The 14479-nt window shown below is 72.9% G+C and carries 16 protein-coding genes; 8 read left to right on the forward strand and 8 right to left on the reverse strand.

Annotation, left to right across the window (positions count from 1 at the left end):
* Positions 1–4: 4 nt before the first annotated feature.
* Positions 5–361, reverse strand: coding sequence for a hypothetical protein (locus ACIBK9_RS09420; protein ID WP_358286534.1), 357 nt, complete (start codon positions 359–361; stop codon positions 5–7).
* 82 nt (positions 362–443) lie between these two features.
* Here ACIBK9_RS09420 and ACIBK9_RS09425 point away from each other — a divergent pair, with 82 nt between their 5' ends.
* Complete coding sequence (locus tag ACIBK9_RS09425) at positions 444–1079, forward strand: alpha/beta family hydrolase (protein ID WP_397156588.1); 636 nt, start codon at positions 444–446, stop codon at positions 1077–1079.
* Here ACIBK9_RS09425 and ACIBK9_RS09430 read toward each other — a convergent pair.
* A complete protein-coding gene (locus ACIBK9_RS09430; protein WP_125637444.1) occupies positions 1036–1233 on the reverse strand; it encodes a DUF5999 family protein in 198 nt (65 codons plus the stop codon). The two genes, ACIBK9_RS09425 and ACIBK9_RS09430, sit on opposite strands and share 44 nt — an antisense overlap.
* Positions 1234–1431: 198 nt before the next feature.
* Entirely contained in the window at positions 1432–1992 is a 561-nt protein-coding gene (locus ACIBK9_RS09435) for a TetR/AcrR family transcriptional regulator C-terminal domain-containing protein (RefSeq protein WP_358286538.1), read from the reverse strand.
* Between the two features lie 109 nt (positions 1993–2101).
* On the opposite strand from ACIBK9_RS09435, the gene ACIBK9_RS09440 reads away from it, so the two are divergent.
* The gene (locus ACIBK9_RS09440) at positions 2102–2500 is read left to right on the forward strand and encodes a hypothetical protein (protein ID WP_364337329.1); all 399 of its coding nucleotides are present in this window, start codon (positions 2102–2104) and stop codon (positions 2498–2500) included.
* A gap of 146 nt (positions 2501–2646) precedes the next feature.
* On the opposite strand, the gene ACIBK9_RS09445 is transcribed toward ACIBK9_RS09440, so the two are convergent.
* From ACIBK9_RS09445 to ACIBK9_RS09455, 3 genes are all read right to left on the reverse strand, one after another.
* A complete protein-coding gene (locus tag ACIBK9_RS09445; RefSeq protein ID WP_397156591.1) occupies positions 2647–3984 on the reverse strand; it encodes an RNA polymerase sigma factor in 1338 nt (445 codons plus the stop codon).
* Between the two features lie 170 nt (positions 3985–4154).
* Positions 4155–4505 (reverse strand): hypothetical protein, encoded by a 351-nt coding sequence (locus tag ACIBK9_RS09450; protein ID WP_397156593.1) that lies wholly within the window; start codon positions 4503–4505, stop codon positions 4155–4157.
* A 46-nt stretch (positions 4506–4551) separates the two neighbouring features.
* Positions 4552–5697: an AMP-binding protein gene (locus tag ACIBK9_RS09455; protein ID WP_397156595.1), complete on the reverse strand. Its 1146-nt coding sequence runs from the start codon at positions 5695–5697 to the stop codon at positions 4552–4554.
* Between the two features lie 82 nt (positions 5698–5779).
* Between ACIBK9_RS09455 and ACIBK9_RS09460 the strand changes: the two genes are divergently transcribed.
* Both ACIBK9_RS09460 and menD read left to right on the forward strand, forming a co-directional pair.
* Positions 5780–6673, forward strand: a complete 894-nt coding sequence (locus ACIBK9_RS09460; RefSeq protein WP_397157561.1) for an o-succinylbenzoate synthase — start codon at positions 5780–5782, stop codon at positions 6671–6673.
* Complete coding sequence (gene menD / locus ACIBK9_RS09465) at positions 6670–8331, forward strand: 2-succinyl-5-enolpyruvyl-6-hydroxy-3-cyclohexene-1-carboxylic-acid synthase (RefSeq protein WP_352350819.1); 1662 nt, start codon at positions 6670–6672, stop codon at positions 8329–8331. The genes ACIBK9_RS09460 and menD overlap by 4 nt, the downstream gene beginning before the upstream one ends.
* Here menD and ACIBK9_RS09470 read toward each other — a convergent pair.
* Together ACIBK9_RS09470 and ACIBK9_RS09475 are read right to left on the reverse strand one after the other, a co-directional pair.
* Positions 8321–9214, reverse strand: a complete 894-nt coding sequence (locus ACIBK9_RS09470; RefSeq protein WP_397157562.1) for a 5'-3' exonuclease H3TH domain-containing protein — start codon at positions 9212–9214, stop codon at positions 8321–8323. The genes menD and ACIBK9_RS09470 overlap by 11 nt on opposite strands.
* 10 nt (positions 9215–9224) lie before the next feature.
* Positions 9225–10469: a PP2C family protein-serine/threonine phosphatase gene (locus ACIBK9_RS09475; protein WP_397156597.1), complete on the reverse strand. Its 1245-nt coding sequence runs from the start codon at positions 10467–10469 to the stop codon at positions 9225–9227.
* 176 nt (positions 10470–10645) lie between these two features.
* Here ACIBK9_RS09475 and ACIBK9_RS09480 point away from each other — a divergent pair, with 176 nt between their 5' ends.
* The 4 genes from ACIBK9_RS09480 (at position 10646) to ACIBK9_RS09495 (ending at position 14463) form a co-directional block, all read left to right on the forward strand.
* Positions 10646–11761, forward strand: coding sequence for a M24 family metallopeptidase (locus tag ACIBK9_RS09480; RefSeq protein WP_387675439.1), 1116 nt, complete (start codon positions 10646–10648; stop codon positions 11759–11761).
* A 4-nt stretch (positions 11762–11765) separates the two neighbouring features.
* Complete coding sequence (locus ACIBK9_RS09485; protein WP_397156599.1) at positions 11766–12530, forward strand: protein phosphatase 2C domain-containing protein; 765 nt, start codon at positions 11766–11768, stop codon at positions 12528–12530.
* Positions 12531–12754: 224 nt separating this feature from the next.
* A complete protein-coding gene (locus ACIBK9_RS09490) occupies positions 12755–13621 on the forward strand; it encodes a terpene synthase family protein (RefSeq protein WP_397156601.1) in 867 nt (288 codons plus the stop codon).
* A gap of 248 nt (positions 13622–13869) precedes the next feature.
* Positions 13870–14463, forward strand: coding sequence for an ATP/GTP-binding protein (locus tag ACIBK9_RS09495; RefSeq protein WP_352326803.1), 594 nt, complete (start codon positions 13870–13872; stop codon positions 14461–14463).
* Positions 14464–14479 lie beyond the last annotated feature (16 nt).

Genomic DNA, 14479 nt, shown 5'->3' on the forward strand with positions numbered 1-14479 from the left:
CGGCTCAGCCGCGGCGCATGATGGCCACGGCGGCGGCCACGTTGATCGCGACGATCGCCAGCCACGTGATCGTCAGGCCGACCAGCCCCGAATTGCCGGACGCGATGGCGGTCAGCGGGATGCCGAGGCCCATCGAGCCCAGCGCGACGGGGATCATCGCCGCGCCGTTGTTCTGCCGCTGCCTGGGCTTGGCCGGGGGAAGGCCGTGGCCGCTCAGCTCCGCCTGGACGCGGGCGGCGATGGTGGCGTCGAGCCGTTCGACGAAGGACTCGACGAGCGCGGCCTCGTAGTCGGGGCCGAGGTCGCGGCGGGCGTCGAGAGTGGCCTGCAGGTCATCCCGGATGGGGCGCATCTCTGGCATGCAAGCCATCATCCCGGCTGTCCGGCGCGCCGTCATCAGACCTGGGAGCCAATGGCGGATCCTCCCCAGGTACGGTGCTGCCATGGAGATCATGACTCCGCGGGGGCCGGCGCTGGTGCAGGTCGACGAGGCGGCCGAGCCCCGGCTGCTGCTGGTGCTGACCCACGGCTCGGCCGGGGGAGTGGACGCGCCCGACCTGCTGGCCGTCCGTGACGCCGCGCTCGGGGTGGGGGCGACCGTGGCCAGGGTGTCGCAGGCGTTCCGGGTCGCGGGGGCGCGGGCGCCGGGCTCGGCCGCCCGGCAGGACGAGGCGTGGGAGGCGGTGCTGGGCGAGCTGCGCGCCGGGTGGCCGGGGCTGCCGCTGGTGCAGGGCGGCCGGAGCAACGGCGCCCGGGTGGCCTGCCGTACGGCCTCGGCGGTGGGCGCGGCGGCGGTGGTGGCGCTGGCCTTCCCGCTGCACCCGCCCGGCAGGCCGGAGCGTTCCAGGGCCGAGGAGCTGCGCGGGGCCGGGGTCGACGTGCTGGTGGTCAACGGGGACCGGGATCCGTTCGGAGTGCCGGATCCCGCGGACTGCGCCCGGCTGGTCGTGCTGCCGGGCGAGGGCCACGACCTGAAGCGGGACCCCGCCCGGGTGGGCGAGGTCGTGGCCCGGTGGATCGGCGGCTACGCCGCCGTCAGGCGGCGCCCACCAGGGGGTCGGGCCGGTGCGGCGCGATGACGGTGCCGCTGGGCAGCAGCTCCCCGGTGTCCTCGAACAGGACGACGCCGTTGCAGAGAAGGCTCCACCCCTGCTCGGGGTGGCATGCGAGGGTGCGTGCTGCCTCGCGGTCCGGCGCCTCGGCAGACGGACAGGCCGGGTCGTGCGGGCACATCGGCGTGCCTCCGATATCTCGTGGGTGCTCCCGGGAGAGGGACGGGAGCGGCTCGGGTTTGTTGTTCTGGCAAGTGTGCGACGTGTGTCACACGGTCCGACATAGCCCGTTCGGACTGTTACAGGAGGATCCCCCGGTCGTGTGACCTTCGACACAGCGTGCCTTATGCAGGATAACGGGCCAAGCGCGACACGCGCACTACGTTTGCAACCCCTTGAGCAAAGCGTCGAGTCCTCTTTCGAAGTCCACATCCGCCCTTTCGTCCCGCCTGACCCATTCATCGACTTCCGGGTCAGCCCATCCGGATTGCTGGACTTCGACCGCCACGCTGCCGAACACGAACGCCCGCAGCGCGCGCACGGCCTCGGGGGCGTCGTTCAGGCCGCCGTCGGCGAGCTGCTCGGTCTGCTCCCTGATGGCGACGGCGGTGGCGCCCTTGGGCGGCTTGGTCAGGGCCAGCGCGAGCACGCCCGGATGCTCGCGCAGCAGCTCCCGGCCCGCCCGGCACCACGCCCTGGCCGTCTCCTGCCAGGTGGCCGCCTGCTCCACGTGCACGGACGTGACGTGCTCGGCCAGCGCGTCCATCAGCGCCTCCTTGCCGCGGGGCAGGTGGTGGTAGATGGCCATGGCCTCCACCTCCAGGGCGTCGCCCAGCCGGCGCATGGTGAGCCGGCGCAGCCCCTGGCTGTCGGCGATGTGGAGTGCGGCCTCGATGATGCGCTCGCGGGAGAGTGGGACGGGAGGTCTCTTTGCGGGCATGGTGATCATCTTACTGGGCGGCCCCGTCCGTCGCCCGGTGTTCGGGGGCGGTGTCGGACGGCGTACCCTTGTGGGTTGAACAGCAAAGACTGCGTGAAGGGCAGGGTCGATGGCGTTTTTCCGTCCGCGGGTGAGCCGGGAGGCCGAGGTTCGCTACCACGCGGACCAGGAGATCTCCAAGGGCTTCCCGCAGCTGCTTGACAAGGCCAGGCAGGCCGAGCAGATCGTGCGCGACCTGCGTGCGGCCGCGGCCGACGAGATCGAGCTGCTGGCGGCGGGCCGGGCGTTCGACGTCGCGCTGACCGAGGCGCTGCGGGCCGCCGAGGCCGGGCAGCGGGCCACGTTCGGCGTGCGCTCGTACGACGACCGCATCGCGCGCCGCAAGGCCAAGGCCACCCCCCGCGGGGCCATGTGGACGGCCGAGGTCGACCGGCTGCGCACGCTGCGCGAGGAGAACCGCATGTGGGGCATCCCGCGCGTGCCCCGGCCGGTGCCCGCCACCGTCTGACCGGAGGCACACGAAAGCCCCGGCGCCGTGCGCGCCGGGGCTCTTCGTGTGTTCCAGGCCCGTGACCGTCAGGTCCTGACGGCCGGGGGTCGCGTTCCTGGGCCGTCGCGGTCAGGTCCTGACGGCGACGGCCGGGGCGGTGCGGGTCAGCTGGCCCAGTCGAGCAGCGGGCGGGTGTTGCTCGGGTGGCGCAGCTTCGACAGCGACTCCTTCTCCAGCTGGCGGATGCGCTCGCGGGTCAGGCCGAGGTGCTTGCCGATCTCGTCCAGGGTGTGCGGCTTGCCGTCCACCAGGCCGAACCGCAGGGCCATGATCTTCGCCTCGCGCGGCGAGAGGTTGTCGAGCACGCCGCGCAGCTGGTCGCCCAGCAGCTGGCGGTCGACGATCTCCGACGCCTCCGGCGAGTCGACGTCCTCGATGAGGTCGCCGATCGTGGTCTCGCCGTCCTCGCCGATGGTCGCGTTGAGCGAGATCGGCTGGCGGCTGGTGCGCAGCAGCTCCTCGATCTGGTCCGGCGTCTTGTCCAGCTCGACGGCCAGCTCCTCGGGCGTGGGCTCGCGGCCCAGCCTCTGGTGCATGTCCCGCTCGACCCGCGACAGCTTGGAGAGCATCTCCAGCACGTGGACGGGCAGCCGGATCGTCCGGGCGGAGTCGGCGAAGCCGCGCTGGATGGCCTGCCGGATCCACCACATGGCGTAGGTGGAGAACTTGAAGCCCTTGGTGTAGTCGAACTTCTCCACGGCCCTGATCAGCCCCAGGTTGCCCTCCTGGACGACGTCCAGCAGGGACATGCCGCGGTCGGTGTACTTCTTGGCCACCGAGACCACCAGGCGCAGGTTGGCCTCCAGCATGTGGTCCTTGGCCTGCCGGCCGTCCTCGATGACCAGGTGCAGGTCGTCGCGCACGGACGGCGGCACGTCGGGGTGGGTCTCCAGCTTGTACTCGGCGTACAGGCCGGCCTCGATCCGGCGGGCCAGCTCGACCTCCTGGGCGGCGGTGAGCAGGGTACGGCGGCCGATCGACTTCAGGTACGTGTGCACCGAGTCGCCCATCACGGACTGGTTGTCGTCCAGGTCCATGGCCTCGGTCTCGATCTCGGCGTCCTCGGCCGTGAGTTCGAGGTCGTCGGGGGCCACGTCCTCCTCGTGCTCCGGCTTGCCGTCCACCGGGCTTTTTGCCTCGGCGGCCGTGCGGCCGGTAGCCTTTGCCCCGGAAGCCTTCCTCGGCTTGGGGGCGCTCTGGTTCGCGGTCTTCTGGGTGGTCTTCCTGGCGGCGGTCTTGGCCAGCGACGGCTCGTTCTCGGCAGCCAGGCTCACACCGGCCTCCGAGAGCTCGCGCAGAATCGTGCGGCCTTCAGAGGGGCTGATGCCGGCCTCGGCGAACGCGTCGCGCAGCTCCGCCAGAGAAAGGTGACCCTGGGCTCGCCCTCGTTCAATGAGCTGGTCGAGAGTCGCGGGTGGGGTCGCCACGGCGGTTCTGGGCATGAGGACACCTCCTCCGTACGGAGTCGAAGCGATCAGGCAGGTTGTGGTGGGGCGGTGGTCACTCCGCACGGCGCACCAGTATCAATAACGCCATCCACCGCTATTTGTTCCCGGAGGGATGAAAAAGGGGCGGAACGCCCAGAGGGCGCGCCACCCCCGGAAGGCGGGAACTACTCCGCCACCTCGAAGCTTCCGGTCCCCTCCGGCATGGGCATCGGCTCGGCCTCTTCCATGCGCTTGTCGGTCCAGTAGTCGATGACCTCGCGTGGATCGGGATTGATCTCCGTGGAGACCACGACGCCCTCGGTGTCGCCGGGCGAGGGCACCGGACGGCCGGTCGGCGACGTCTGCTCGGCGCTCTGGTCGGCCTTCTGGTCGGCCCTCTGGTCGACCACGGCCCGGGTCTCCCTGGCGACCGCGTCGAGCTTGCCCGCCGAGGCGGCCGCCGCGACCGACGCGCCGCCGACGACGATCACGCCGACGACCGCCGCGGACGCCCACATCTTGCGGGTCTGGTTCATGAAGGCTCCCTTCCTTCTCTCCCCGTTATGACGCAGCCGCGCCGCGTCAGGTTCCTGTCCGCAGCCGTACGAGATCGGTCTTGCCGTTGGGCAGCAGCGGCAGGCGGGGGAGGAGACGCAGGTCGCGCGGCGCGGCGTGGGCGGGCAGCCGGTCGCGGCAGTAGGCGCGCAGCTCAGCCAGCGTGGGCGGCGCGGCCGGGTCGGTCGGCACCACGAACGCCGTGACCGCCTCGCCCCACTCCGGGTCGGGCAGGCCGGCCACGGCCACGTCGGCGACCTCGGGATGCGTGCCGAGCACCGCGCTCACCACGGCGGCCACGACCTTCTCGCCGCCGGTGTTGACGACGTCGTCGGCCCGGCCGAGCACGCGCAGCCGGCCGCCGTTCAGCTCGCCGAGGTCGGAGGTGACGAACCAGTCGCCGTCGAAGGCGGTCCGGCCGGCGAAGCGGTAGCCGGAGAAGAGCACGGGCCCGGCGATCCTGATCAGGCCGTCCTCGCCGATTTTGAGATCTACATCGTAAAGGGGGCGGCCGTCGTAGACGCAGCCGCCGCACGTCTCGCTCATCCCGTACGTGGTGAAGACCCGGGCGCCGAGCTCCACGGCCCGCTCGACCAGCCCCGCCCTGGGCGCCGCGCCGCCGAGCAGGATCGTGCGGAACACCGACAGGTCGGCGCCCGTCTCGACCAGCCGGTGGAGCTGCGTCGGCACCAGGGAGACGTGGTGGGCGCCGGAGGACAGCACGGCCCGCACGTCGAAGGAGGGGTGGATGATCGGCTCGCTGCCCGACAGCAGCGCGCGGACCAGCACCTGCAGGCCGGAGACGTGGGAGACGGGCAGGCAGCACAACCACCGGTCGCCCTCGGCGGCCCCGATCCTGCTCAGCGAGGCCGACGCCGAGGCGCGCAGGGCCGAGGCCGACAGCTGCACGCCCTTGGGCGTGCCGGTGCTGCCGCTGGTGGCGATGACGACCGCCACGTCGCCGGGGACGCCCTCGCCGCCGGGCCGCGGCTCGCCGCCGGCGTGCGTGGGCCGCAGGGCCTGGAGGGCCTGGTGCTCGTGGCCCGGCTGGAGCGGCAGGACGGCCGGGCCGTCGCCGGAGAGGGCGTCGCGGATCGCGGTGAAAAGGCCGGGGCCGGGAGGCTGCACAATGGCATGCAGCGGACGGTCCGGATGCGACGGGTTCCTCCACATGCTCGTAAGGTTAATGGCGACAGGTCGGACACAGGTGCAGGGTAGGGTCGTGACGCGTTCTCCCGTGGTCTTCCGGATTCCGATGCGGACGCGGTTTCGCGGGCAGACCGTCAGGGAGGGCGTGCTGCTGCACGGCCCGGCGGGCTGGGGCGAGTTCTCCCCCTTCCCCGAGTACGGTCCGCGCGAGTGCGCCCGCTGGCTGGCGTGCGCCCGTGAGGCCGCCTTCGGCGGCTGGCCCGAGCCGGTGCGCGACCGCGTCCCGGTCAACGCCACCGTCCCGGCGATCGACGCCGAGCAGGCCCACGAGCTGGTGCGGCGCTCAGGCTGCGGCACGGCGAAGGTCAAGGTGGCCGAGCGCGGCCAGACGTTCGCCGACGACCTGGCCCGGGTGGAGGCGGTGCGTGACGCCCTCGGGCCGTCCGGGCGGCTGAGGGTCGACGTCAACGGCGCCTGGGAGGTCGACGAGGCCGTCACCCGGCTCAAGCGGCTCGACCGGTTCGGTCTTGAGTACGCCGAGCAGCCGTGCGCGACCCTGGAGGAGCTGGCGGCGGTGCGCAGGGCGGTCGACGTGCCGATCGCGGCCGACGAGTCGATCCGGCGCGCCGAGGACCCGCTGAAGGTGCGGGCGGCCGAGGCGGCCGACATCGCGGTGGTCAAGGTCCAGCCGCTGGGCGGGGTGCGCGCCGCGCTGCGGGTGGTGGAGGCCTGCGGGCTGCCCGCCGTGGTCTCCAGCGCCGTGGAGACGTCGGTGGGGCTGGCCGCGGGGGTCGCGCTGGCGGCGGCGCTGCCGTCGCTGCCGTACGCGTGCGGGCTGGGCACGATGTCGTTGCTGGCGGGCGACGTGGTGGACGACTCGCTGGTGCCCGTGGACGGATGGCTCCCGGTGCGCCGCCCCTCGGTGAATTTTCAGCATTTGTCGGAATTTGAGATTGAATCTCCCCAGTGGCTCGGCCGGATGCAGGAGGCTTCGCTGTGAACCCCGCAACCGCGCTGGCCACCGTGCTCGTCGACGAGCTGGTGCGCTGTGGCCTGACCGACGTGGTGCTCGCCCCCGGCTCCCGCTCGGCCCCCCTCGCCCTGGCGCTGCACGCCGAGTCGCGGGTGCGCCTGCACGTGCGCATCGACGAGCGCTCGGCCTCCTTCCTGGCGCTCGGCCTGGCCAAGCGCTCCGAGCGGCCGGTGGCGCTGATCTGCTCCTCCGGCACGGCCGCGGCCAACTTCCATCCGGCGGTGATCGAGGCCGACGAGTCGGGCGTGCCGCTGCTCGTCCTGACCGCCGACCGTCCGCCCGAGCTGCGCGGCACCGGCGCCAACCAGACGATCGACCAGGTCAAGCTGTACGGCACCGCCGTCCGCTGGTTCGCCGAGGTCGGCGTGCCGGAAGACCGTCCCGGCATGGTCGCCTACTGGCGCTCGCTGGCCTGCCGCGCCTACCAGCGGGCCGCGGGGGCGGCCAACCCCGGCCCCGTGCACCTCAACCTGGCCTTCCGGGAGCCGCTGATCCCCGACGGCGACACGAGCTGGTCCGAGCCGCTCGACGGCGGCGCGAACGGCCCCTGGGTGCGGGCCCGCGTCGCGCCTCCGCCCATCGCCCTGCACATCCCGCCCACCAGGCGCGGCGTGCTGGTCGTCGGCGACGGCGCGGCCAACGTCCGGCGTTACGTGGCCGCCGCCGGAATGGCCGGCTGGCCGGTGCTGTCGGAGCCCAACGGCGGCGCCCGCTACGGCGACCACTCCATCTCCAGCTATCACTACCTGCTCGGCACGCCCGAGTTCGCCGACTCCCACCGTCCCGACGTGGTCGTCACGCTGGGCCGGCCCGGGCTGTCGCGGCCGCTGCTGTCCTGGCTGAAGCGGACGGACGAGCACATCGTGGTCGCCCCCGACCTCGACCGCTGGCCCGACCCGACCAGGTCGGCCACCCAGGTCGCGCAGGCCGTGGAGATCCCGGTGGCCTCCGGCGACGACAGCTGGCTGCACGCCTGGCGGCAGGCCGACGCGGCCGTCCGGTCGGCCCTCGACGCGGTCCTGGACGTCTCCGGCACCTCCGAGCCGCGCCTGGCCCGCGACCTGGCCGACGCGCTGCCCAACGGCGCGCTGCTGTTCTGCGGCTCCTCGATGCCGATCAGGGACCTCGACCAGTTCATGCGGCCGCGGCGCGGCATCAGGCTGATGGCCAGCCGGGGCGCCTCGGGCATCGACGGGCTGGTGTCCACGGCCATGGGGGCCGCGCTGGCGCACAACGGGCCCTCGTACGCGCTGCTCGGCGACCTGTCGTTCCTGCACGACCAGAACGGGCTGATCCTCGGCCCCCGGGAGCCCAGGCCGGACCTGTGCATGGTGGTCGTCAACAACGACGGCGGCGGCATCTTCTCGCTGCTGCCGCAGGCGGCGGTGCGCGACCCGTTCGAGCGGGTGTTCGGCACGCCGCACGGCGTGGACCTGGCCTACGCCGCCGCCGCGAGCGGGACGCCGTACACGCTGCTCGGGGACGTCAGCGAGCTGTCCAAGGCGATGCGCGGCGAGGGGCCGCGGGTGGTGGAGGTGCGCACCGACCGCGAGGAGAACGCCGCCGTGCACGGCCGCCTGCGCGAGGCGGCCCAGGACGCCGTGCGGGAGTTCCTCAGCTCCTGAGCGCCTCCAGCAGGCGGTTGAGCGGGCTGTCGAGGCCGTAGCGGTCGGCCAGGGCCACCAGGGCCTCCGGGTCGCGCGGCTTGTCCGGCAGCGTCAGGTCGGCGGCGGGCAGCGGCGCGTCGGAGGCCACCTCCACCACGGCGGGCGCGGCGTCGAGGTAGTCGCGGGCGGCGGCCAGGCGGTTGCGGCTGCCGGCCGGGAAGCCCTCGGTGACGCCGGAGTCGAGCGCCTCCAGCAGCGCGGCGAGCGAGCCGAACCGGGTGATCAGGGCCGCCGCCGTCTTCTCGCCGACGCCGGGCACGCCGGGCAGGCCGTCGCTGGGGTCGCCGCGCAGCGTGGCGAAGTCGGCGTAGGCGCGGCCGGGCACGCCGTACTTGGCGGTGACGAACGCCTCGTCGACGAACTGCAGGTTGCGGATGCCGCGCGCGGTGTACAGGACGCGGACCGGGCGGGAGTCGTCGACGAGCTGGAACAGGTCGCGGTCGCCGGTGACGATCTCGACGGCGCCCCGCGCCTGGTGGGTGAGGGTGCCGATCACGTCGTCGGCCTCGTAGCCGGGCGACTCGGGACGGGCGATGCCCACGGCGTCGAGGACCTGGTTGATCACGGCGATCTGCGGCACCAGCGCCTCGGGCACCTCCTCGACGTCGCCGTGAGCCACCCGGTGCGCCTTGTAGGTCGGGATCGCCGCCACCCGGAAGGCGGGCCGCCAGTCGGCGTCCATGGTGGCGGCCAGCGCCGCCGGGGACTGTTGACGGACCAGCGTGGCGATCATGTCGATGAGCCCGCGCACCGCGTTGACCGGGGAGCCGTCGGGCGCCTTGACCGACTCGGGCACGCCGTAGAAGGCGCGGAAGTAGAGGGACGGTGTGTCCAGAAGCATGAGCACCCGTCTATGGTCGCACTCCCGCCGCCCTCCCGTCCGGCTCCGGGACGGCGACGGCCAGCAGGCACGCGTCGTCCTCGGGGTTGGGGCCGCCGATGCCGGCCAGCAGACGGTCGAGCCCGGCGTCGAGGTCGTGGGCGGACAGGCCCCCGGCGGCGTCGAGCACCAGCTCCAGGCCGACGTCGATGTCGCGGGTGCGCCGCTCGACCAGCCCGTCGGTGAACATCAGCAGCAGGTCGCCGGGGCGCAGCCGGGTGTGGGCCAGCTCGTAGGGCCGCCCGGAGTCCGCGCCGAGCAGCACGCCGCGCGGCCTGCCCAGCAGGGTCGCCCGGCCCCCGCGCACCAGGATCGGGTCGAGGTTGCCCGCCTGCCCCCAGCTGAACAGCAGCGTCTCGGGGTCGAGGTGGCCGATGACGGCCGTGGCGGTGGTGTCCTTCAGCTGGTGGAGGACGAGGTCGTTGAGCCACGACAGCAGGCGGTCGGCGGGCCGGCCGGTCATGGTGAGGCCGACGAGGGCGTGGCGCAGGTGGGCCATGTGGGCGATGGCGGGCAGCCCGTGGCCCGACACGTCGCCGATGGCCAGCAGCAGGCGGCCGTCGGGCGTGGTCGCGGCCTCGAACCAGTCGCCGCCCAGGCTCGCGGTCTTCTCGGCCGGCACGTAGCGGACGGCGATCCTGGCCCCCGGCAGGTCGAGGCAGCCGGTGGGCGCGGGCAGGATGGCCTCGCGCAGCGCCAGCATCACGTTGCGCTCCTCGGCCGCCTGCTCGCGGGCCTCCAGGAGCTGGCGGCGCGACTCCGACATCATGCGCTCGGCCCGGCGGCGGCCGGTGATGTCCTGGATGACGCCGTGCATGCCGACCGGACCCCCGGGCGACATCAGCGGTTCGAGCACGACGCGCAGGTCGCGCAGCTCGCCCGTGCCGCGCCTGACGCGGAACTCGGCGTGCACGGGCTCGACCCCCTCGACCACGTGCCACAGCAGCCGGTCGAGCGCGTCGAGGTCGGCCGGCTCGACCATGGCGGCCAGGTCGGGCAGGGACAGCGGCCCCTCCTCACGGTCTCTTCCGAAGATCGCGTAGACCTGGTCGGACCAGATGGCGGCCCCGGTGCGCAGGTTCCATTCGGCCCAGCCCATGTTGCCCAGCCGCTCGGCGTGGGCCAGCCGGACGGCCAGCAGCTCCGCCCCCGCCCCGCGCGCCCGCCCGTGCGGGGCCTCCCTGACCAGCTCTGCCGCGCCTGCGAAGTCGACCATGGCCTCACTCTCAAAGTGCAGTGGAACTGGACAATTGGTCCCACACTACGTGATCAATGTGGAACGGAGTGTAGTCATGGGCTCTCATGTTGTGAGAAGTTTTCGCGGATTTTAGCCCTCGGCGGACAAGCGGCCTGCTGGAGTGGGGGCGCCGGGCGTCCGAGTAGATTTGGCTCGTGACGTCCTCAGACCTGTATCCCGTGTCCCGCCTTGCCGCCGCGCAGGAGGCCACCGCCAAGGCCGGCCTCGACGCCCTGCTGCTCACCCCCGGGCCCGACCTGCGCTATGTCAGCGGCTACGACGCCAAGCCGCTGGAGCGGCTGACCTGCCTCGTGGTGCCCGCCTCGGGGGAGGCGTACATGATGGTGCCCCGCCTTGAGCTGCCGGCCGCGCAGGCCTCGCCCGCCGCCCGGCTCGGGCTGGAGTTCGTGGCCTGGGACGAGACCGACGACCCCTACGGCATCGCCGCCTCCCGGCTGGGCCGGGTGGCCAAGGTGGGGCTGGCCGACCGCATGTGGGCCATGTCGTCGCTGCGCTTCCGCGACGTGCTGCCGGAGGCCGAGCAGGTGCTGGCCGGCACGGTGCTGCGCGACCTGCGCATGCGCAAGTCGCCGGCCGAGGTGGCGGCCCTGCGCGAGGCCGGCGAGGCCATCGACGCGGTCCACCGCCAGGTGCCCGAGCTGCTGCGCGCCGGTCGCACCGAGCGCGAGGTGGGCCGCGACATCGCCGAGGCGATCCTGGCCGCCGGCCACGCCACGGTCGACTTCGTCATCGTCGCCTCCGGGCCCAACGGCGCCAGCCCCCACCACGACGTGTCCGACCGGGTGATCCAGGCCGGCGAGCCGGTCGTGGTCGACATCGGCGGCCAGCTCCACAACGGCTACTGCTCCGACTCCACCCGCACCTACAGCGTGGGCGAGCCGCCCGCCGAGTTCGCCGCCTACTACGAGGTGCTGCGCCGCGCCCAGGAAGCCGCCTGCGCCGCGGTGCGGCCGGGCGTGTCGTGCGAGTCGATCGACGCGGCGGCCCGCGAGGTCATCGCCGAGGCCGGCTACGGCGACTACTTCATCCACCGCACCGGCCACGGCATCGGCATCGAGACGCACGAGGAGCCCTACATCGTCGCGGGCAACGACGAGCCGATGGAGGCCGGGTTCGCCTTCTCCGTGGAGCCCGGCATCTACCTGCCCGGCCGTCATGGCGCCCGCATCGAGGACATCGTCGTCTGCACCGAGACCGGCGGCGAGCGGCTGAACAACACGCCGCGCGAGCTGGTGACCGTCCAGCCGTAACGGCATGTTCACCGAGGTCAGGTACGCCACCCGGCCCGGGTCGGCGCGGCCCAACGAGGACCTGGCGGTGGCCGGGCCCTCGTGGGCGGTCGTGCTCGACGGGGCCACGGCGGCGGCCGGGGCCGGCGGCGGGTGCGCCCACGGGGTCGCCTGGCTGGTCGGGCGGCTCGGCGGGGCGCTGGCCGCCGGGCTGGCCGCCGGCGGGCGCTCGCCGCTGGCTGACATCCTGGCCGAGGCCATCTCCGTCACCATGGGCGCCCATGCGGGCACGTGCGACCTGGGCGACCCCGACTCGCCGTCCACGACCGTGGCCATGATGCGCCTGGGCGGGGGAGTGGTGGAGTACCTCGTGCTGGGGGACTCCCCGGTGGTGCTCGCGCGGGCCGACGGCGGGGCCGAGGTCATCGGCGACGACCGGGTGGAACGGCTGCCGGGCGGGCGGCCGTACTCGGCGGAGCTGGTGCGGCGCATGCGCAACGCCGAGGGCGGGTTCTGGGTGGCCTCCACCCGGCCCGAGGCCGCCGGTCAGGCGGTCAGCGGGGTCGTGGAGGCGTCCGGGCTGCTGGGGGCCGGGCTGTTCACCGACGGGGTGACCCGGCTGGTGGAGTGGTACGGGTGGAGCTGGGAGTCCGTGCTGGCCGAGCTGGCCGGCGGGGGGCCGGGGGCGGTGATCTCGGCCGTGCGGGGGCTGGAGGTCGAACGCGGGGCGGTGCGCGGCAAACCCCACGACGACGCCACCGCCCTCTGGGCCGCCTTCCCTTCCGTCTGACTTCGCCCCGCTCCCACGTGACGCCGCCTCCCGGCTGGCGGTGCCCTTTGCGTGAGGCCGCCCTTCCGTCTGGCTTGCGCCGCCGCCCATCCGCCGGTTCGCGGAGGTGGGAATGGCTTGATGGGGGTATGTGATCATGAAAGAATTCTTCGGCAGGTGCATTCGTCCGGCCGGCTGTTGGGGGGGCGTCGCCATGAGCTGTGTACCGTGCGGGTGGCCCTAGGGTGCCCGGCGAGGAGCTGGAGGAGGCGTACCGGCTCGGCCGCACCTGCGCCCTGGCCGCCGAGTGCGGCAGGGACCTGCGGCGTTGCGCCCAGCTGTACGACGGCCTGTTCCCCGGCGCCGCCTTCGACACCGAGTTCTACCAGGCCCTGACGCTCGGCACCGCCTTCAGCGCCCCCTGGGCGGGCGCCGGCGGGCTGAAGGCGGTCAACCGCAGCGCCCTGTGGGTGCTGGCCGTCGGCCGTCTGGTCGACCACACCGCCACCACCCGCGAGCAGGTCGACCGGCTGACGCGCGAGTGCGTGGAGGTCGCCGGCGGCGCGGTGCCGCGGTCGCCGGTCACCCGCTTCCTGGCCGACCTGCGTGACGAGCTGGCCACCGTCGAGGGGTTCGGGCCGGCGCAGCGGCTCTGGCGCGACCAGCTCGCCCGGACGCTGGCCGGGATGGCCAGGGCCTGGGTGTGGCGGGACACCAGCGCCGTGCCCACCCTGGAGCGCTACCTCGACAACGCCGACAGCCGCGGCTCCTGCTTCGTGGACCTGTCCCACTGGATCTACACCGGCGACGGCTGGACCAGGGGCCACCTGGACGAGCTGCGGACGGTCAGCCGCCAGGTGCAGCGGTACCTGCACCTGCTCGGCGACGTCGCCTCCTACCGCAGGGACCTGAGCTGGGGCGACCTGAACGTCCTGGGGCTCGGCGTCACCGGCGGCGAGGTCACCGCGGCGATGGCCGGCCTGGCCCGCGAGGCGACCGGCCTGATCGAGGCGTTGCGCGGCTGCAGCCCGCGGACGGCCGCCTACCTGGGCCGACGGATCGGCTTCAACGCCGGCTTCACCGGCATTTCGGACCTGGGCTCCGCAACCTAACGATCTCGTCGAATAAGCTGACAAGCCTCTTGACCGTCCGTCGCCCGCGAGGCGATTTATAGGACTACCGACGATAAATCGTGACATTTGGTTCGTTGTAAAAGTTTATGTCTTGAGTGGAAAATGTGGCGTTGCTAGGGTGGCTCGATGCCAGGCACGGCGTACGGCCTTCACCACGCGCCTTGACAGATTTCACTGACCAGGCGCGAAGGCCACGACGTGCGCGGGACCTGTACGGGCGGTGCTGGATGGAATTCGGTCGCGTCGACCGTTGGCGGCTGCCGACCGCGATCAAGATCTTGATCGCCGGCGGATTCGGCGCGGGCAAGACCACCATGGTCGGCGCCGTCTCCGAGACCCGCCCGCTGCGCACGGAAGAGGCGCTCACCCACGTCGGCACGCACGTCGACGACCTGTCGGGCGTCGAGCGCAAGCTCACCACCACCGTCGCGATGGACTTCGGCCGCATCACCATCCGCGACGACTACATGCTCTACCTGTTCGGCACCCCGGGTCAGGAACGTTTCTGGTTCGTGTGGGACGAGCTGGCCATGGGCGCGCTGGGAGCCGTGGTGCTGGCCGACACCCGCCGCCTGGCCGACTGCTTCCCGGCCGTCGACTACTTCGAGAAGCGCGAGCAGCCGTTCATCATCGCGCTCAACTGCTTCGAGGGCACCCGGCCGTTCACCGTCGGCGAGGTGCGCTCGGCCATCGGGCTGGAACCCGACGTGCCCATCGTGCTGTGCGACGCCCGCAGGCGCGACTCCGGCCGCCAGGTGCTCATCACGCTGGTCGAGCACGCGATGAACCGAGGGGTCGCTCCCGTCGGGACCATGTCGTGACCATCACCGGCTACCT

This window comes from Nonomuraea sp. NPDC050227 (assembly GCF_044459705.1).
In the GTDB taxonomy this organism is placed as follows: Bacteria; Actinomycetota; Actinomycetes; order Streptosporangiales; family Streptosporangiaceae; genus Nonomuraea.